The sequence below is a fragment of the Streptomyces sp. RPT161 genome (assembly GCF_027533845.1).
Lineage (GTDB): Bacteria > Actinomycetota > Actinomycetes > Streptomycetales > Streptomycetaceae > Streptantibioticus_A > Streptantibioticus_A silvisoli_A.
In genome coordinates this window covers 41,808-59,527 of the sequence record NZ_JAPZVN010000009.1, presented here as the reverse complement: position 1 = coordinate 59,527, position 17,720 = coordinate 41,808, and the positions used below count along the sequence as shown (strand labels likewise).

Here is a 17,720-nt window from a genome sequence, read left to right as displayed (position 1 = left end):
GAGGGCCGCCTCCCGGCGCGGACGTCGACACCCTTGTTACGGGCCGTGCGCGAGACCGGTCGTGTGCTGCTCGACCCGTGCGGCCGGCACCGGAGCCACGGCCCGCGGACGGGTTACGACGGCGGCTGCCTCAGGAAGTCGACGGCGGCGAGGTCGTCGCTGTCATGGCCGGCCGCCGCGGTTGCTGCCAGGCGGTCTCGGACGCTTTGGAGGAGAGGACTGAGGGCGGCGGATGCCGCGGCTAGTTCGATGTCCTTGAGGGCCAGTCGCACCGCGAATCCGGGCGCGTACGAGGCGTTGTCCATGACGCTCACCTTCTGCAACTCATAAGGCATGGCGAGCGGGCCCGCCTCAAGGACCCGGACGAACGTGGCGTGGTCGACGCCGAGTGCGTCGCAGAGGGCGAGGACGTCGCTCATGGCGACTGTGGAGGCGGCCATCCAGGCGTTCACCGCGAGCTTGACGGCGCTGCCCTCGGAGCCCCTCCCAACGTGGAGCACGGACGAGCCGAGATGGTCGAGTACCGGGCGCGCCCGCGCGAGGACGTCCTCGGGACCGGCGACCAGCCAGACAAGCTTGCCCTCCCGAGCGGGAGTGGTGCTTCCCGAGACCGGCGCGTCGAGGTAGGCGACACCGTGGTCACGAGCCATACCAGCCAGGGCGCTGGCATGCCGTGGCCCCACCGTGCTCGCCTGCACCCAGACGGCGTCGTCGTCCAGCCGAGCGATGGCATCTGACATGACCTCCGCGACCGCTTCGCCGTCACGCAGCACCGTGATGACGACGGACGCGCCGGAGACCGCGTCGCCGAGCCCCCCGACCGCCGTGACCCCGGGCGCGTGCTCCGCCGCCGCGCGGGCCCTCTCCTCCGTGCGGTTCCACAACCGCACCTGATGGCCCGTACCTCCGAGCCGCGTCGCCATCGCGGTGCCAAGTGCGCCCGCTCCGAGAACAGCGACGGTGGAAACATCAGACATGGCAGCCCCTTGTCCGTTCCCCCTCATGGTGTTCCCCAGCAGCCCGAGTCCCTCCTGGGAACGGAGCGCCCTACCACAGGCCCCGACGAGGCACGCGACGCGCCGATCAGCCGTAGTGGTAGCGGCTGGGCGGGAAGTAGAACCACCGAGGGGGACTGTCGAAGTGCTTCACCAGCAGCGCCGGATGGCGCCTGAAGAACCCGACGATCCGCAGCTCAAGGCCGTCGGTGGTGTCCGTTGGGTAATTGACGTCCAGGAACGCGTCCACCTTGCCGTCCGCAGTCGTCAAGATGATCGCGACCGGCCCACGGCGGCAGTTGCTCATGATCGCTGTCCGGTCACTGGAGATAGCCACTTTGATGTAGGGACAGCCATTGAAACCGCCGCCCCGGAGCCGGTTACGGCGCGAAGGAGGGGGCGCGGCGGCCCGGTGAACCGCGGCGGCGGTCGACGGGTGCCGCGCGGGGACGGCCGCGGTGCCAGCGTGGGCCGCCGCAGGGGCGGCGAGGGCGATGACTGCTCCTGCCAGCGGAGCGGCGACCCAGGTGCGAGCGCTCATGGCGATGACCTCCTCGGGCGGCGGACGTAGGCGAGTACCTGCTGAACGCGGGAAGCTCCGTGCCTCAGCCACGAGCTAAACGGACTCCGGGGCCCATCGCAGCTTGAGGCCCCCCTCCGACCGGCCGCCGAGCCACCCGACCAGAGCAATCCCGGGCCGTCCACGCGGGCTACCGGGACGGCCAACCGGAACAATTCACCCGGTCGGTGGGACGCCAATGGAGTGTCCCGACGGCTCGCCAGTTCTGGATGCGGACACCGCCGTCCAGCGTTCGGCGATCGCGTTCGTCCCGCGGAACGTCTGGCAGCGTGGGAACGACTCGCACGCCTACTGCTTGGAGTAGGGTGTCGAACCTGTCGGCGAAGTACGGTTCCGTTGCCACGGATGAGATATGCGATCGACTGGCGCGGTCGCCGCGATCCATGAGGGGCCCTGCCGAGGGTTCCTCGCCCCACTGAGTGGTGGTGCCCGTCGGTACTGGGCGCCGTGGATCCTGGTCGGCCGGACGGCCCTAGTTGCCGTCCGGAAGGTACCAACGGTGCGGTGCGATCAGGTCGTTGATGGCATCCGGGCCCCATGATCGGGGGGCGTACGTTTCCACGTCCGGTGGGGAGTTCAGCAGCGGTTCGGAGATCTGCCAGAGGCGTTCGATGCCGTCGGAGCGTGTGAACAGGGACTGGTCGCCCAACATCGCTTCCAGGATGAGCCGTTCGTATCCTTCGAGGCCGTGTGTTTTCTGGAAGGAGTCGGCGTAGCGGAAGGTCATCTGCGCCGGGGCGAGCCGCATGGCGGGCCCGGGCTCCTTCGCCAGGAAGCGGGCGGCGATCCAGCCGGGGTCGTCGAAGTCCACCACCAGCACGTTGCCGCGGGCATCGGCGTTCGGCCGGGCGTCGACAGGAAACATCCGCAGGGGCGGTTCCTTGAAGTGCAGCGTCACGACCTGGCGGCTCTGTGCCAGGCGCTTGCCGGAGCGGAGGTAGAACGGGACCCCGGCCCAACGCCAGTTGTCCACCTCGGCGCGCAGCGCGACGAAGGTCTCGGTCTGTGAACGTGGATCGACACCGGGCTCGTCCCGGTAGCCCAGGTACTGTCCGCGCACCACATGCGCGACGTCGATCGACCGCATCGCCTCGAAGACCTTGCTCCGCTCGTCTCGCAGTGGTTTGGCGGCGAGTGCGGTCGGCGGCTCCATCGCCACGAAGCCGAGCACCTGGAACAGATGCGTCACGACCATGTCCCGGAAGGTGCCGGTGCCCTCGAAGAACCCGGCACGGCCCTCGATCCCGATGGTCTCCGGTACGTCGATCTGCACATGGCTGATGTGGTCGCGGTTCCAGACGGGTTCCAGCAGCCCGTTGGCGAAGCGCAGCGCGAGGATGTTCTCCACCGACTCCTTGCCGAGGAAGTGGTCGATGCGGAACACCCTGGACTCGTCGAAGACCGCGTGGACCGTCTCGTTGAGCGCGCGGGCCGAGGCCAGGTCGGTGCCGAACGGCTTCTCGATGATGACCCGCCCGCCTTCCGCCAGCCCGCTGGAGCCGAGCATGCCGATCACGGAGCCGAACGCGGTCGGCGGCACCGCCAGGTGGAACAGTCGGCGCGGGCTTCCCCCGATGGCCTGCTCAGCCGAGGCCACCGCGGCGACCAGCGGACCGGGGTCCTCGGCGTCCGCGGCGCCGAAGCTCAGTGTGCCCTCGAACGCCTGCCATGCCTCGCCCTCCGGCTTGACCAGCCCGAACTCGGCGACGGCAGCCTTGGCGTGCTGGCGGAACTCCTCGTCGCTGAGCGCGGAGGAGGCGGGCGCCGAGCCGACGATGCGCCAACGCCTTGGAAGCAGCCCGGCGTTGGCCAGATGGAAGAGTCCGGGAAGCAGCTTGCGCCTGGCGAGGTCCCCGGTCGCGCCGAACAGCACGATGACGTGGTCGTCAGGCACCTGGGAGCGTGGCGACATCGTCAGCCCTTCCGTTCCGCGTGGCCGCCGAACTCGCTGCGCATAGCGGAGAGCGCCTTGTTGGCGAAGTCGCCGCGCCCCTGTGACTGGAACCGCTCGACCAGTGCCGCGGTGATCACCGGGGCCGGAACCCCCTCGTCCACCGATGCCAGCACCGTCCACCGGCCCTCACCGGAGTCCGACACCCGTCCGGTGAAGTCATCCAGCTGAGGAGAGCGGGCGAGGGCGTCGGCGAGCAGGTCGACCAGCCACGATCCGACGACGGAGCCGCGGCGCCACACCTCGGCGACCTCGGCGACGTCGATGTCGTACCGGTAGGCCTCCGGATCGCGCAGCGGCGCGGTCTCCGCGTCAAAGGTCTGGGGCTTCTCGCCGACGTTGGCGTGCTTGATGATGCTAAGGCCCTCGGCGATGGCGGCCATCATGCCGTACTCCACGCCGTTGTGGACCATCTTCACGAAGTGGCCCGCGCCGCTGGGGCCGCAGTGCAGGTAGCCCTCCGGAGCGGTGCCGGTGCGGGTCCGACTGGGGGTGGGCTCCGCGCTGCCCAAGCCGGGAGCGATGCTGCGGAAGATCGGGCCGAGCCGGCGTACGGGCTCCTCGGGGCCGCCGATCATCAGGCAGTAGCCGCGCTCCAGGCCCCACACACCGCCCGAGGTCCCGCAGTCCAGGTAGTGGATGTTCCGCGTAGCGAGCTGCTTGGCGCGGGCGATGTCGTCGCGGTAGTAGGAGTTTCCACCGTCGACCACCACGTCATCCGGATCGAGCAGCCCGATGAGTTCGTGCAGCGTGGACTGCACGACACCGGCGGGCAGCATCAGCCAGACGGCCCTGGGCTTCTCCAGCTTCGCCACGAAGTCCGCCATGGACACCGCGCCCAGGGCGCCTTCGCCCTCCAGCCGCCGCACCGCGCTGTCGTTGACGTCATAGGCGACGCACCGGTGCCCGTCCCGCATCAGCCTGCGCACCAGGTTCGCGCCCATCCGGCCGAGCCCGATCATGCCGAGCTGCATGGGACGGTCGGTTGCCATTGCGTACTCCTCGCTTTCCTGATCGCGGATGCGCGACGATCACGAGGAGTTCCTACCCTTGGAGCATCGGTGGGAAATAGTCCATACAGGGTGATTCCAACGCAGGGCCCCCGCAGCCGAACGGGGAGGCCGCGAGGCGCGACATCCGGTCAAGCGCGCTGAGGGTACGTCAGCAAGCCTCGCGAGGCGCGAGAACTCCCCTCACATCACGCACGCCGCGCGATCGGTGAGGCTCGGCTTCGCGGTCGTCCGTAAGGCCGTCGGAGGGAAACGTGGGGCGAAACCGTCTTGATGGGCTCCGGCACGCCGGCAGGCGGGCTAACCATGGAAGTGGTGTTCGGCTTGTTGTGATGGCTACCGTTACGGGGTGCTCGCGTGGACGACGTCGCTGCTGTGAGTTGTCCGTTTGACTTCAGGGTGGGGCTGGAGTTCGATCCACTGCTCCGGCAACTCATGTCCGCCGGTCCGGTCACCCGGATCCGCATGCCCTACGGCGACGCCGCCTGGCTGGTCACGGACTTCGAGGGAGTCCGGCAGGTGACCACCGACCACAGGTTCAGCCGCGCCGCGATCATCGGCCGCGACTACCCCCGGCTGACACCAAAACCCATCGTCTCCCCGGAATCCATCAACGTGATGGACCCGCCGCACAGCAGCAGACTGCGCAGACTCGCCTCGCAGGCGTTCACCAAACCGCACGTCGACCGGATGCGCCCCGCCGTGGAACGCATCGTGGACACGCTCCTCGACGAGATGGTCGAACACGGCCCCCCGGCCGACCTGGTGCACCACCTGTCGGAACCGTTGCCGCAACGCACCATCTGCGAACTGCTGGTCATCCCACCGGACGACTGGCCCATGCTGCAAGGCCACGTACACGAGATGCTGTCCACCGGCCACGACACGGCTGACGCCGCCGCCGAGGCCAAGGCACATCTGCGCTCGTACTTCGAGGAACTCACCGCAAGGCGGCGCCGCAGCCCTGGTGACGACCTGATCAGCAACCTGGCCGCCGCTCGCGACGGCGACGACGCCTTCGACGACCAGGAACTGGCCGTCATGGCCCTGACGTTGATGATGAGCGGCCATGACACCGCCACCTGCCAGATCAGCAACATCGCGTACATGCTGCTCACCAACCCCGAACGGTGGGCGATACTGCACCGTCGCCGCGAACTGCTGCCGGGCGCCCTGGAGGAGCTGCTGCGCTTCATCCCGTTCCGTACCGGAGTGGGAATTCCGCGCGTCGCCACACAGGACGTCGAGGTCCGCGGTGTCACCATCCGGGCCGGTGACTTCGTACACGTCTCCTACCTGACGGCGAACCGTGATCCGTCCCGGTACCGTGACCCCGACAGCCTCGACCTGGAGCGGCCGCCGAGCCCCAACATGGCCTTCGGCTGGGGCGGCCATCACTGCATCGCCGTCCCCCTCGCCATGGCCGAACTACAGGCCGCCGTCGGCGCGTTGCTCACCCGCTTCCCCCGGCTGCGCCTGGCCGTCGCCCCCCAGGAACTCCAGTGGAACGCCGGGACCATCCGCCGCTTCCCCTGCCAACTACCGGTCAGTTGGTAGACCGCGCGGTCGCTGCGCTGCGCGGGAGCCACCGCGCGGCGTGCAGCGGTGACCTGTACGACGAGTCGTACGCCACCCTCATCCCCGATGTGCGTGTACCGCCGCCGTCCAGTCCGGGGCCTCCAGTGCCGGAAGTTTGCGCAACGTCCGTGCCGTGAAGCTCAGTTCGCGCAGCAGCTCGGGCGGTGGCACGGCGATGACGGGGCACTTGGCGTGGGCCAGGCAGTAGCGGCTGACCGAGGTGTGGAGCATGCGGCGCAGTCGGCCGCGGCGGCCGGTGCCGACGACGAGGAGGTCGTCGGGGTCGTCCGCGAGCTGGACCAGCGCGGGGCCGGGTGCGAACCGCACCGGCATCGGGAGGATTTCCAGGTCGGAGGGGTAGCCGCCGAAGGACTCCTCGAAGGCGGTGTCCAGGCGCTTGCGGGCGGCCTGCTGCCACTCCCGCATCAGCGCCGGAACGGGGTGCTTGCGGTACGCGGTCTCGCCGCCCGGCGGGGTCCAGGCGAGCACCGGCACCAGAAGGGCGTTGGTGCGCCGCGCCTCGACCACCGCGCGGCGCAGTGCCGCCAAGCTGGCCGTCGATCCGCTCACGCCGACGAAGACTCGCTTGCCCCCGGCCATGACCGCCTGCCCCTTTCCCTCAACGCTTAAGATTCATTAGAAGAATAGCAGCCAGGGGTGGAGATTCTTAGGCGATCAGAGGTGAGTTTCCATACATTCTATGGCCTGTTCACCTGCTGGGGTGGCGCCTGACCGGTACGGGGCGATGTGGGGTGAACCCTCGGCCGCGCAGTCGGCATCATGGTGGCCATGGACGATCAGCGTGAGCTCTTCGGCGACGACGACAACGACCCGCGCAGCGACGACGACCGGGACACGGGGTGGGGAGAGGACGACGACGGCGACTGGGGCCGGTGACCCGACACCCGGCGCGAATCGCACTGGGGGCCCGTGGACATGGGCGGGTCGTTACTGCGGGAAGCTCTCGTGCTGACCGGACGTCTCGCGGGCCCGGTACGGTCCGGCCCTGGCGGACCCGCGATGCGCAGGGCGGTCTTCCCTGCTGCGGTCAGTGCTCCTGGGCCGTCGGCCGCACCATGATCTCGCTGACCGCGGCGTGCGGCGGCTGGGTGACCACGAAGGCGATGGCCCGGGCGATGTCCTCCGCCTCCAGCCACCGGCTCTCCGGCAGGCCGCGGGCGACGGGCGCGGCGGCGCCCTCGGCGGTCATCTCCGTGCGGGTCAGCCCAGGTTCGACCAGGCCGACCCGCACGCCGCGACCGGCGAGTTCCTGCCGCAGCGACTCGCCGAGCGCGACCACCGCGTGCTTCGTCGCCGAGTAGACACTGTTGCCCGGCCGTGCCAACCGGCCGGCCACCGAGCTGACGCTCACCAGGTCGGCCACGCCGCGCGGGCCGTCCTGTGCCGCGCGCGACAGATGCGGCAGCGCCGCACGCGAGGTGTGCAGTACGGCCCGGAAGTTGAGGTCGATCATCCGGTCCCAGTCCTCGGGCTCGCCCTCTTCGAGCGTGCCCATCGCCGCGTAACCGGCGTTGTTCACCAGCACGTCCAACCGGCCCAGACGCTCCACGGTCGCCTCGACGGCTTGCCGCGCCTGCGCCGGATTCCGCAGGTCGGCGATGACCGGGACAGATGCCCCGCCCTGGTCCGTGATGGCTGCGGCCAGCTCCGCGAGCCGCTCGGCGCGGCGGGCGGCCAGTGCGACCGCGGCGCCCTGCCGGGCCAGTGCCATGGCGGTGGCCGCTCCGATGCCGCTGGAGGCGCCGGTGATCAGCGCCGCACATCCGGACAGGGGGCGCGCGTCGGTATCCGACTGCCTGTGCTCGGTCATGGGTTCCATCGTCGCGCAACCTTGCTGGTTCCGCCTCTGGTGCGCGCCGCGGCACACATCTCGCTCACATGCCGTTCAGCGTGAATACACCGTTCCCCGCCGCTGGAACTCTAGGATTAACCGGCTCCAAACAGCCAAAAGGTTAAAGGGGGTATAGAGTGCGCAAAATCCTCCACCTGGCCATTGCTTTCGCCGCGTTCCTCGCCGCGAGCATCGGCCTGGTCTCGCCAGCGGTCGCCGCGGGCGACTACGGCGAGAAGATCTTCGAGATCGGCAACCAGTTCTTCCAAGCCACCGATTCCAACGGGCACTTCACCGCGCAGGTCACCTATGTGTCCGGCGGTCGGCCGTTCCGGGAGAACCCCGTGGCGTTCTCCTTCGTCATCAGCCCGTACCTGCGGTCGATCGCCACCGGCACCATGCAGTGCAGAGCCTGGCAGTCCAAGAACGGCGCGCTGACCGGTGCGAGCGACTACCACTCGATCCCGCCGGGCTACATCTGGCACTGGACGTTCCCGGAGAACCCGATCGGGCCGCACATGGAGGCCAGTGGAAGCTGTGTCTTCCCGGTCAACGCGGGTGGCCGCACCGGGACCGCCAACGTGCGGTTCCTCTTCCGCTACGTCGTGGACGGCGGGGGCGGTGACGCGGCGTCGCACCGGCAGGCCGCGCTCTCCGGCACGTCCGCCCTGGTCAGCAGTGCCTCGATCGGTTAGGGGCCGCGAAAGGTGATGTCAGCGCTACGGAAGCTGGCCTCATGGGAACTGGTCGGCACACCCGCGCAGGGTGTGCCGACCGGCCTGGCGAGCGCCTGCGCACGGGTCGGACACGACCTGCGGCATGATGCCAGAGTGCGGGCCCGGCTACCCGAACCGCGGTGGTGGGCGGGACAGGAGACGGGCGCCCCGGAGGGGTTCCTGGTCGTGGGAATGGAGTCAGCGCAGGGCGCGCTGTTCGGCTCGGGCGTCAACTGCGCTGTGGAACAGGCCGAGTTGACCGCCCGCGTCGCCGAGATCACCCAGGACCACCTCGTCGGCTACGAGGCGCTGCCCTGGCCACTCTGCCCGGGCCACGACCACCCGATGGCGCCGTGCGCCATCGACGAGCAGGCGTGGTGGTGCTGCGGTGACACCCAGCAGCCGCTGTTCACCATCGGCCAACTCCCCTGAAACCGCGCCCACCCAGACCGTTCACCCGGGCCTGTTGTGTTGGGGCACCGCACCAACGCAGAAGGAGCGCAGTTTCCGTGGACATACCGCAGGTGAGCAGTGTCGGGGAGCTGATGACGCTGCTGCGTTCCTGCCGGGGGGCCTGGGACACTCCCGACCGCTCCGGCGATCCGGTGGACCTGCACGATCACGGACTGCAGACCGCTCGGCTGCTACGGGAGACGCATCCCGAGGACACCGAACTCCAGGTGGCCGGTCTGGTGCACGACATCGGCCATCTGCTGCGGCCGGGCGACGACGCGGGCCACGCCCGGCACGCGGCGGACGCGGTACGGCCGTTGCTCGGTGAGCGGGTGGCCCGACTCGTCGAGCTGCACGTCCCCGCCAAGCGCTATCTGGCGGCCACCGTCGCCGAGCGCACCCTGTCCCCGCGCAGCGCCCTGACCCTGCGGACCCAGGGCGGAGCGATGACGGCCGCCGAGATGGAGCACTTCCGCGGCGACCCCCTGGCCCAGTCCGCGATAGCCCTGCGGGAGGCCGACGACGCGGGCAAGGTCGTCGGCCTGGACCCCGGCACCATGGAGGACTGGCGGCCGGTCATCGCGGCGGTCGCACGAACCGCCGTGTAGTGGGCGGCAGTTGCGGCGCGCCAGGCCGATGTGGCGCCCTACGGCCCCTCGCCAACGGCCGGTGATCCACCCGCACGTTCAGCGCAGTGCGTCCGCAGCGGTGGTGATGATCGCGCGGAGTTGGGCGAGGATGACCGCCCGGTTGTGTTCGAAGACCGGGTCGGTGATCGCGCTGGTGCTGCCCGGGGCGAACTCCAGCACGGGAGTGTGGACATGGCCACCCGGCACATCGAGACCCACCGCGTCCCTGAGCCGCGTCGCCCGGTAGGCGATCTCGTTCGACAGGTAGTCACCCCCGCCGCCCGCTCGCGCCATGGAACCAGGCGTCGGCCCGTCCGGCCTGGTCACCGGGGTGCTCTGCCCGGCGGGCAGCTCAGTGACCTCGGTGTGGTCGTAGACCGGGAACGGCCCGGTGCGCGCCCGCACGATCCGCTCGTAGGGCAGCGTGGTGACCGTCCACTGCGGCTGCGGGCGCCGGCCCGGCACCCAGGCGGGCAGCGGTACCGTCCCCGTGCGGGACAGGTTGTCGTTGTCGGGGAAGCCGCCGCGCCAGGCGCCGTTCCACCGTTCCACGTCGAAGCGGCCCACCCTGCCCTGGCTGACGGTGACGAACATGTCCACCCGCTGCGGGCCGGGCCTGAAGTAGGGCAGCAGGGTCCGCTCGACCGTGCCGTCGGCGAAGTCGTCCCAGCGGACCGGGAAGATCACGGTCTCGATCCTGACCGGACCGGCAGCGGTCCGCAGCGTCACGCCGTCCAGCGCCAGCGCGTTGGCGCCCGACGGGTTGCCGATGCGCATGTCGGTGTCCAGCGTGAACGGATCGAAGCCGGTGACGACAACACGCTTGATCCGGTCACCCGTTGGCAGGTCGACGGAGTCCTCGCCGCGAGACGTGCGTTCCAACCGCAGTAGCAGCGCGGCCCGTTCACGTTCGCTGAGGGGGAAGCGCGGCCGCCATTGGCGCAGGTACCGGGTCATGCCGAGCCGCGCCCAGTACAGCGGACGGTCATCGCTCCGGTTCAGTCCCTCCGCTCGCCCGCCCCCAGCGGACGGGCCGCCTTCCGTCGGGCCGCGCCCCTGAGCCCGGTCCACCGCTGCCCGCCACAGCCGTCTGCCGCTGTCTGTGACGACGCGCCGGGCCTGCGCCGGTGTGCTGGCCGCGCACAACCGGCGCAGGAAGTCGGGCGCCTTGCTGTCGAATCCGCTGCGGCGCAGTATCTCCTGCGGGATCGGCTTGGCCAGGCGCTGCTCCTCGACGGTCAGCGGGGCCGAGGCGTTCACACAGCCCTGGGCCGCGTGTGCCGTCGGGGCGCCGAGCACGGCGGCCGGGACGACGAGGGCGGCGGTGGCGAGCAGGGTGCTCGCGCTGGTTCGTAACCGGGTCATACGCGTTTCCCTTCGGCTTGGCGGTTTCATGCCAACCTTGTCAGGGCGCCGCCCAGGCAGCACAAGGGCAAGCTCAGTAAAATGGGCACCATGGTGCGGCCCAACGAGGAGGTCGCGGCGCTGCTCCAGGAGTACGCCGACCTCCTGTCCGTCACCGGTGGCGACGCCTTCAAGGCCCGCGCCTACGAGAAGGCGGCCCGCGCGGTGGGTGGGTACCACGCTGATGTCTCCCGGCTGGACGTCAAGCATCTGCGCGAGATACCCAACGTCGGAGCGTCCATCGCCGAAAAGGTGGCCGAGTACTTCCACACCGGCCACATCCCGGCGCTGGAGGAGCGCAGGTCCCGCATTCCCGCGAGCGTCCGCGAACTGATCCGGATTCCCACCCTCGGGCCCAAGAAGGCCATGGCACTCTACGAGGACCTGCACATCGCCTCCGTCGACGAGCTGGCCGAGGCCATCCGCTCGGAGAAACTGCGCGGTCTGAAGGGTTTCGGCCCCAAGACCGAGGAGAACCTGCTGCACGGCATCGGCCTGCTACGGCAGGCGGGCGACCGCATCCTGCTCAACACGGCAATGCAGACCGCGGAGGACGTGCTGGCCAGGCTCACCGAGATCACCGGCTGCGTCCGCTGCACCTGCGCGGGCTCGCTGCGCCGGATGCGGGAGACCGTCGGCGACATCGACATCCTCGTCGCCGCGGACGACTCGGCGCCCTTCATGGACGCGTTCGTCAACCTGCCCTACACCGCCGACGTCATCGCGCACGGCGGCACCAAGAGCTCGATCCGCACCTCCGAGGGCGTTCAGGTGGACCTGCGGGTTGTACCACCCGACTCCTGGGGCGCGGGCCTGATGTACTTCACCGGCTCCAAGGCGCACAACATCCGGTTGCGCACCATCGCGGTGCGCCAGGGCCTCAAGCTCTCCGAGTACGGCCTGTTCGAGGCCGACAGCGGCAAGCTGATCGTCTCGTGCACCGAGGAGGAGGTGTACGCACGACTCGGGCTGCCGTGGATCCCACCGACGCTGCGCGAGGACCGCGGCGAGATCGCCGCCGCGCTGGACGGCACGCTGCCCGATCCGGTGGCGGAGACGCAGCTGCGCGGCGATCTGCACACCCACACCGACCTGACCGACGGACTCGCCCCGCTGGAGGAGATGGTGGCCGCCGCGGCCGAACGCGGCTACGCCTACTACGCGGTCACCGACCACGCCCCCGACCTGTACATGCAGCGCATGACCGACGACAAGGCGCTCGCCCAGCGCGAACTGGTGCGTCAACTCGACGGCAAACACCACAGGTTGCGACTACTGCACGGCACCGAGCTGAACATCGGCCGGGACGGCGACGTCGACTGGCCCGAGGACTTCCTGGCGGACTTCGACCTGTGCGTGGCCTCTATCCACTCGTACTTCCAGCTCGGCCGCGAGGCCCAGACCCGGCGGCTGATCAGGGCCTGCGAGAACCCGTACGTCAACATCATCGGCCATCCCACGGCCCGCCACATCGGCAGGCGGCCCCCCATCGACGTGGACCTGGACGCGGTGTTCGAAGCCTGCGGTCGCACCGGCACCGCCATGGAGGTCAACGGCCAGCCGGAGCGGCTCGACCTGAGCGACGAGGACATCCTGCTGGCCAAGCGCTACGGCGTGAAGTTCGCACTGGACAGCGACGCCCACAGCCCGATCCACCTGCCCTATCTGCGCTACGCGACCGGCACCGCGCAGCGCGGCTGGCTGACCGCGGACGACGTGATCAACACCTGGCCGTTGCGGCGGTTGAAAGGTTTCCTGCGCAAGGGGCACGGACGAGCGGCGGCGGCATGACAGGGCGCCTGCCCCTCACGCCTCGTACGCTTCCCTCGTCTTGATCGGTGCGGGAAGGAACGTAACTGTGCTGCGTGTACTGCTGGGCATCGCCGGTGCGGTGATCGTGCTCGGGATCTTCTTCTCGGTGCTGGGCACACTGGTGATCCCACGGCTGACGCGCTCCAGCTTCACCCGGGTCGTGCAGCGCACGGTGCACCGGCCGTTCCAGTGGGTGGCCGACCTGACGCACAGTGCCGAAGTCAAGGACCGGCTGCTCGCCCCCGTGGCGCCGCTGGCCATCCTCATCACACTGATCAGCTGGCTGGCGTTCTTCCTGCTCGGCTATGCGCTGCTGGAGGCGGCGGTGAGCCGACTCGGCGTCAGGGCCGCGCTCACCGAGGCCGGTTCGTCGCTGTTCACCCTCGGCTTCGCCAGCGGAAACCGGGCGTCACTGAACGCCATCGACTTCTGCGCCGCCGCCACCGGCCCGATCGTGATCGGCCTGCAGGTCGGCTATCTGCCCGCCCTCTACGCCGCCTACCAGCGCCGCGAGACCGAGGTCACCCTGCTGGAGTCGCGCGCCGGGAGCCCGCCCTGGGGACCGGAGATCCTCGCCCGGTACGCGCAGGTCCAGCTGCTCGACGACCTCACCGAGCTGTTCCGCGGCTGGGAACGGTGGAGCGCCGGGCTGAGCGAGAGCCACACGACCTACCCGATCCTGATCCAGTTCCGCTCCACCAAGGCGGTCCGCAACTGGCTGATCGCCCTGCTGTCGGTGATGGACGCCGCGGCGCTGCGGCTGGCGTTCAACCCCTCCCAGCCGAAGGCCGAGGTACGGATGGCACTGCGCGCGGGCTTCGTCTGCCTGCGTGACATCGCCGACAGCCGCGGCATCGCCTACGACCACGACCCCCACCCCGACGACCCGCTCCAGCTGACCTACCAGGAGTTCCTCCAGGGTGTGGCGCGGATGACCGAGCAGGGCTATCCGATGGAACGCACACCGCAGGAGGCATGGCCGCACTTCCGCGGCTGGCGGGTGAACTACGAGGGGCTCGTATACCGGCTGGCGTGGGACATCGACGCGGTCCCGGCGCCGTGGTCAGGGCCCCGCCGCACCCCGGTGGTGATCCGCACACCGCTCACCCCGATCGACCGCCGGCCCGTAACCTGATCCACTTCCCGGTGTTCACTCTGACGGCCTAGCTCCGATGGTCCATTCGGGGGCCGGGCGTTTCGATGGATCCGCGGGCGAACCGGGGCTGCCCCGCCCGCTGGGACATGAGCCAGGGAGAGGCCGATGTACGAAATGCGCGCCGAATTCGACCCGGATGCGACCGGAGGCCCGGAGAACACTTCTAGCAGCTTGGCGCTGTTGTGGCATGTCATCTCCAAGGAAGACAACCAGATGGCCCTGTGCGGTCAGCAACTCGCCCAAACGGTGCACGAGAGCCTGGTGGCAGGGGGCCACGCCGCGACGGAGCGCTGCTGCTCACCCTGCCTGGCCGTGGTCCGCGCCTCGATGCAGGCCGCGGAGGTCCAGGTGGGCGCCGCGCAGCCGGTGAGGTCATGACCGCGCGCTCGCCAGGCGCCACAGTGAGGTTGTCTCCGCCGCGCGGGCCGCGTGCAGCGGATCCGCGGGGTCGGTCGAGCGTGGATGCCGTGGTGTGGTGTCGATCCTGTCCAGCACCCGCAGATGTGCGGCCCCGATGGCGGCGAGCAGTTGGCGTCGTGTTCTGAGCCCCCAGGTGTTCGGCCAGGTCCGACAGGATGAGCCAGCCTTCACCCGCGGGTTCGAGGTGGGCGGTGAGTCCGTCGAGGAAGCCGTGCAGCATGCGGCCGTCAGGGTCGTACACGCCTTGCTCGACAGGGGAGTTCGGCCGGGCGGGCAGCCACGGCGGGTTGCGCACGACGAGCGCGGCGCGGCCTTCGGGGTAGAGGTCACAGCCCGCGAGGTGGACTCGCCCGGGCCAGACCCAGCCGGTCGATGTTCTCACGAGCGCAGCCAAGCGCACGGGGGTTGATGTCGGTGGCCACCACCCGCTCGATGCCCCGCTGGGCCAGGACGGCGGCGAGCACACCGGTCCCCGTGCCGAGGCCGAACGCGGTGCGGGGAGCGGGCCGTCCACCACCGCGGCGGGGGTGCCCTGCGCAGTGCCACGGTGTGGTCGTCTTCCAACAGCACGAGCAACCTGCCCAGCACACGCGCGCGATGAGCACGGGCTCGACGGTGCAGCCGGAACGACTCTGCCGGGCCGGACCGGTTCCGACCACGCCAACCCCCGCGGCTGACTTGCCGCGTTGACACGTCGGGGGCTGGTGGTTGTAATGGTGCGCGGTGCCGCGTGACGTCGACCAAAGAGCAGTGGGCCGGTCGACAGTCGGGCGAGCGCCCTTCACCAAGGGACACATGCCATGAGTTCCCACTCCGCACCCCGCGTCTGACGTAAGCGCCTTCGCGCGCCGCGATTCACCGTCGTGTGACGTCTGTTCACCCGCGGGGCGCCGTGCGGCGGCTGCCTTCACCCCCTCACTTGCCATCACCGCGATCACGCGGGTCCACCTGCCTTTTTCGGGAGCGTCAACAGCCCATGCCCATGTCCTTCAACCAGTCCGTCATCGAGGAGTTCCGAGCCAACGAGGGAAAGGTGGATGGCCCCTTCGCGGGAGGTGAACTCCTGCTGTTGACGACCACCGGGGCGAGATCGGGCGCCGAACACACCGTTGCCCTCGGCTGTTTCCGTCCGGACGGCCTGTTGCTGGTCGTCGCGTCCAACATGGGTTCGCCCGCACACCCCGCCTGGTACCACAACCTGCTCGCACACCCCGTGGTGCGGGTGGAGATCGGCAACGAGATATTCGCCGCGACAGCGGTGCCCACCAAGGGCGCACGGCGGGACCGGCTGTTCGAGCAGGTGCTGCGTGTCGCACCGGGGTACGGGGACTACCAGAGCCGTACCGGCCGGACCCTGCCGGTCGTGCTGCTGGAGCGGGCCTACTCACAGGCGCAGGACGGTCCCCGTGAAGTGGCGAACCTCGCGGACCGGGTGCTGGAGGCACACACCTGGCTGCGCGCACAGCTGCGGCACATACGTGCCGAGGCCGAAGCCCACTTCGCCGTCCGCGCATCCCGACCCGGGCCCGGCGAAGCGTCGGTACCGGCGTTGGGACTGCAGATCCGGCAGCACTGCCTGACGTTCTGCGAGGGCCTGCGGCACCACCACACCGGCGAGGACGAACACATCTTCCCCGCCCTGGCCAAACACCATCCGCAGCTGCGCGAAGTCCTCGACCGGCTCGGCGAGGAGCACCGGACCGTGGCGCGGATCCGCGGCGAACTGCTCACCCTGCTCGGGGGCATCGCAACCGCCGACCCCCGCCGCTTCACCGCCGAACTCGACCGGATGGCAAGGGAGCTGACCGCGCACCTCGACTACGAGGAGGCGTGGCTGCTGCCCGTCCTGGCCAGGATCCCGTTCCCTCCCGCGGCACCCGCCCAGGCCACCGGGTCATAGGTCACGAGGCCGAGTTCGCCCCCGGCGCGGCCGCCCCCAACTGCCGCCGCCACAGCGGAGGTTGGCGCCTTCGGCGCGCGGCGGGTGCCGTACCGCAGCGTCGCCCCTCGGCGCGCCAGCGGCGCGCCAGCTCCGCGACGACGTGCACCGCCTGCTGCTCCTCGGGCAGCGCCGGCAGCCGCACCCGGCCCCGCGCCGCCTGCTGGTCCAGCGCCTCCGCCAGTCCGGCGGGGGTGCGGGGCCAGGGGGCGAGCCCGGCGCGAGCCAGGGTGGCCGCGTTGGCCCGGCCGTGGCCGGACAGCACCTCGTAGCTCACCGCGGGCAGCCCCGCCACCAGCGCCTCGGTCAGCGACAGCCCGCCCGCGTTGTGCACCAGCACATCGGCGGCGGACATGAACCGCGGCATGTCATCGCGCCACCCCAGCGCGACCGCCCCCGGCAGCTCCGCCACCCGCTGCCGCAGCCGTTCGTTCCTGCCGCACAGCACCACCGGCACCGTCCCCGGCACGCCGCACACCGCGCGTACGCTGGCCATCACATCGCCGAGTCCCATCGAGCCGGTCACCAGCAGCACCATCCGCCCGTCCGCCGGTACGCCCAACTCGCCGCGGAGCGCCTGGCGGTCCGCCGGGTCGACCGGCGCGTCGAAGGCGGCCGGGGCCAGGGGGCCGGCGGGGGCCATCGGCAGGCCGTACCGCGCGCTGCCCTCGGCGGCCGTGGCCTGGGTGACGGTGAGGTGTGCGTCGATGCGGGGGTGCAGCCACAACCGGTGCGGCGCGGGGTCGGTGAGGTAGCACACCGTGGGCGCGGTCAGTGTGCCGTCCTCCTTGAGCATGCCCAGGCTCTGCGCGGCGAACGGGAACGTGGTCACCACCACGTCGTAGCCCTGGCCGACCCAGTCCGCCAGGTCCCGGCAGGCCAGTCGGCACAGCCGCATGGTGAGCGCGCGCACCGTCGAGTCCCGTTCCTCGCTGCGGAACAGCCATTCGAAGACCCGTGGTGCGCGAGTGGCGCTGAACGCGTAGCCGTCCCGCAGCAGATGGCGGTAGCGGCGCGGTAGGGCGTCGAGGTAGTCACGGTACGTGGCCCCGATGCCGTGGGCGGCCAGCCGTCGTACGAGTTCCGTGGCGGCACCGTTGTGGCCCGCGCCGACACTGCCGGTGATGACCAGTGCGCGGAGCGGTGGCCCGGTTTCCGGGAGGTGGTGGGTGTGGTCGGGAGAGGCGTGCTGTAGGACGTCCATGTGCTTCCGCTCGACGTGGGC

General features: G+C 70.2%; 16 protein-coding genes and 1 pseudogene. 8 read left to right on the top strand and 9 right to left on the bottom strand.

The window, feature by feature from the left end:
* Positions 1 to 113: 113 nt before the first annotated feature.
* The 4 genes from O5O46_RS19260 to gnd form a co-directional block, all read right to left on the bottom strand.
* Complete coding sequence (locus O5O46_RS19260) at positions 114 to 977, bottom strand: NAD(P)-dependent oxidoreductase (RefSeq protein ID WP_269856731.1); 864 nt, start codon at positions 975 to 977, stop codon at positions 114 to 116.
* A gap of 106 nt (positions 978 to 1,083) precedes the next feature.
* Entirely contained in the window at positions 1,084 to 1,536 is a 453-nt protein-coding gene (locus tag O5O46_RS19255; protein WP_269856730.1) for a hypothetical protein, read from the bottom strand.
* A gap of 511 nt (positions 1,537 to 2,047) precedes the next feature.
* The gene (gene zwf / locus O5O46_RS19250) at positions 2,048 to 3,487 is read right to left on the bottom strand and encodes a glucose-6-phosphate dehydrogenase (protein WP_269856729.1); all 1,440 of its coding nucleotides are present in this window, start codon (positions 3,485 to 3,487) and stop codon (positions 2,048 to 2,050) included.
* 2 nt (positions 3,488 to 3,489) lie between these two features.
* Positions 3,490 to 4,518, bottom strand: coding sequence for a phosphogluconate dehydrogenase (NAD(+)-dependent, decarboxylating) (gnd, locus tag O5O46_RS19245; protein WP_443072570.1), 1,029 nt, complete (start codon positions 4,516 to 4,518; stop codon positions 3,490 to 3,492).
* Positions 4,519 to 4,893: 375 nt separating this feature from the next.
* Here gnd and O5O46_RS19240 point away from each other — a divergent pair, with 375 nt between their 5' ends.
* The gene (locus O5O46_RS19240) at positions 4,894 to 6,093 is read left to right on the top strand and encodes a cytochrome P450 (protein WP_269856728.1); all 1,200 of its coding nucleotides are present in this window, start codon (positions 4,894 to 4,896) and stop codon (positions 6,091 to 6,093) included.
* 78 nt (positions 6,094 to 6,171) lie between these two features.
* Here O5O46_RS19240 and O5O46_RS19235 read toward each other — a convergent pair whose 3' ends face one another.
* Positions 6,172 to 6,714, bottom strand: coding sequence for a universal stress protein (locus O5O46_RS19235; RefSeq protein ID WP_269856727.1), 543 nt, complete (start codon positions 6,712 to 6,714; stop codon positions 6,172 to 6,174).
* A gap of 448 nt (positions 6,715 to 7,162) precedes the next feature.
* A complete protein-coding gene (locus O5O46_RS19230) occupies positions 7,163 to 7,945 on the bottom strand; it encodes an SDR family oxidoreductase (RefSeq protein ID WP_269856726.1) in 783 nt (260 codons plus the stop codon).
* 158 nt (positions 7,946 to 8,103) lie between these two features.
* Between O5O46_RS19230 and O5O46_RS19225 the strand changes: the two genes are divergently transcribed.
* From O5O46_RS19225 to O5O46_RS19215, 3 genes are all read left to right on the top strand, one after another.
* Entirely contained in the window at positions 8,104 to 8,661 is a 558-nt protein-coding gene (locus tag O5O46_RS19225; protein ID WP_269856725.1) for a hypothetical protein, read from the top strand.
* 15 nt (positions 8,662 to 8,676) lie between these two features.
* The gene (locus O5O46_RS19220) at positions 8,677 to 9,114 is read left to right on the top strand and encodes a hypothetical protein (RefSeq protein ID WP_269856724.1); all 438 of its coding nucleotides are present in this window, start codon (positions 8,677 to 8,679) and stop codon (positions 9,112 to 9,114) included.
* A 77-nt stretch (positions 9,115 to 9,191) separates the two neighbouring features.
* Complete coding sequence (locus tag O5O46_RS19215; protein WP_333482401.1) at positions 9,192 to 9,743, top strand: HD domain-containing protein; 552 nt, start codon at positions 9,192 to 9,194, stop codon at positions 9,741 to 9,743.
* A gap of 78 nt (positions 9,744 to 9,821) precedes the next feature.
* Here the strand turns inward: O5O46_RS19215 and O5O46_RS19210 are convergent, their stop codons facing one another.
* A complete protein-coding gene (locus O5O46_RS19210; RefSeq protein ID WP_269856723.1) occupies positions 9,822 to 11,129 on the bottom strand; it encodes a pyroglutamyl peptidase in 1,308 nt (435 codons plus the stop codon).
* Positions 11,130 to 11,219: 90 nt separating this feature from the next.
* Here O5O46_RS19210 and polX point away from each other — a divergent pair, with 90 nt between their 5' ends.
* From polX to O5O46_RS19195, 3 genes are all read left to right on the top strand, one after another.
* Positions 11,220 to 12,959, top strand: a complete 1,740-nt coding sequence (polX, locus tag O5O46_RS19205; RefSeq protein ID WP_269856722.1) for a DNA polymerase/3'-5' exonuclease PolX — start codon at positions 11,220 to 11,222, stop codon at positions 12,957 to 12,959.
* A 67-nt stretch (positions 12,960 to 13,026) separates the two neighbouring features.
* Complete coding sequence (locus O5O46_RS19200; RefSeq protein ID WP_269856721.1) at positions 13,027 to 14,115, top strand: hypothetical protein; 1,089 nt, start codon at positions 13,027 to 13,029, stop codon at positions 14,113 to 14,115.
* A 126-nt stretch (positions 14,116 to 14,241) separates the two neighbouring features.
* Entirely contained in the window at positions 14,242 to 14,514 is a 273-nt protein-coding gene (locus O5O46_RS19195; protein WP_269856720.1) for a hypothetical protein, read from the top strand.
* Here the strand turns inward: O5O46_RS19195 and O5O46_RS19190 are convergent.
* A pseudogene (locus O5O46_RS19190) lies at positions 14,509 to 15,213 on the bottom strand (methyltransferase); the annotation flags it as partial. The gene O5O46_RS19195 and the pseudogene O5O46_RS19190 overlap by 6 nt on opposite strands.
* Before the next feature lie 319 nt (positions 15,214 to 15,532).
* Between O5O46_RS19190 and O5O46_RS19185 the strand changes: the two are divergent.
* Positions 15,533 to 16,456, top strand: coding sequence for a nitroreductase/quinone reductase family protein (locus O5O46_RS19185; protein ID WP_269856719.1), 924 nt, complete (start codon positions 15,533 to 15,535; stop codon positions 16,454 to 16,456).
* Position 16,457: 1 nt separating this feature from the next.
* Here the strand turns inward: O5O46_RS19185 and O5O46_RS19180 are convergent, their stop codons facing one another.
* Entirely contained in the window at positions 16,458 to 17,699 is a 1,242-nt protein-coding gene (locus O5O46_RS19180) for an MGDG synthase family glycosyltransferase (RefSeq protein WP_269856718.1), read from the bottom strand.
* Between the last annotated feature and the right edge of the window lie 21 nt (positions 17,700 to 17,720).

Excerpts from the sequence above, each read along its gene's own strand:
- O5O46_RS19180 (WP_269856718.1), bottom strand. The coding sequence starts at position 17,699 with ATGGACGTCCTACAGCACGCCTCTCCCGACCACACCCACCACCTCCCG.
- O5O46_RS19210 (WP_269856723.1), bottom strand. The coding sequence starts at position 11,129 with ATGACCCGGTTACGAACCAGCGCGAGCACCCTGCTCGCCACCGCCGCC.
- O5O46_RS19230 (WP_269856726.1), bottom strand. The coding sequence starts at position 7,945 with ATGACCGAGCACAGGCAGTCGGATACCGACGCGCGCCCCCTGTCCGGA.
- O5O46_RS19260 (WP_269856731.1), bottom strand. The coding sequence starts at position 977 with ATGTCTGATGTTTCCACCGTCGCTGTTCTCGGAGCGGGCGCACTTGGC.
- O5O46_RS19220 (WP_269856724.1), top strand. The coding sequence starts at position 8,677 with ATGTCAGCGCTACGGAAGCTGGCCTCATGGGAACTGGTCGGCACACCC.
- gnd (WP_443072570.1), bottom strand. The coding sequence starts at position 4,518 with ATGGCAACCGACCGTCCCATGCAGCTCGGCATGATCGGGCTCGGCCGG.
- O5O46_RS19235 (WP_269856727.1), bottom strand. The coding sequence starts at position 6,714 with ATGGCCGGGGGCAAGCGAGTCTTCGTCGGCGTGAGCGGATCGACGGCC.
- O5O46_RS19195 (WP_269856720.1), top strand. The coding sequence starts at position 14,242 with ATGTACGAAATGCGCGCCGAATTCGACCCGGATGCGACCGGAGGCCCG.
- polX (WP_269856722.1), top strand. The coding sequence starts at position 11,220 with ATGGTGCGGCCCAACGAGGAGGTCGCGGCGCTGCTCCAGGAGTACGCC.
- O5O46_RS19185 (WP_269856719.1), top strand. The coding sequence starts at position 15,533 with ATGCCCATGTCCTTCAACCAGTCCGTCATCGAGGAGTTCCGAGCCAAC.
- zwf (WP_269856729.1), bottom strand. The coding sequence starts at position 3,487 with ATGTCGCCACGCTCCCAGGTGCCTGACGACCACGTCATCGTGCTGTTC.
- O5O46_RS19255 (WP_269856730.1), bottom strand. The coding sequence starts at position 1,536 with ATGAGCGCTCGCACCTGGGTCGCCGCTCCGCTGGCAGGAGCAGTCATC.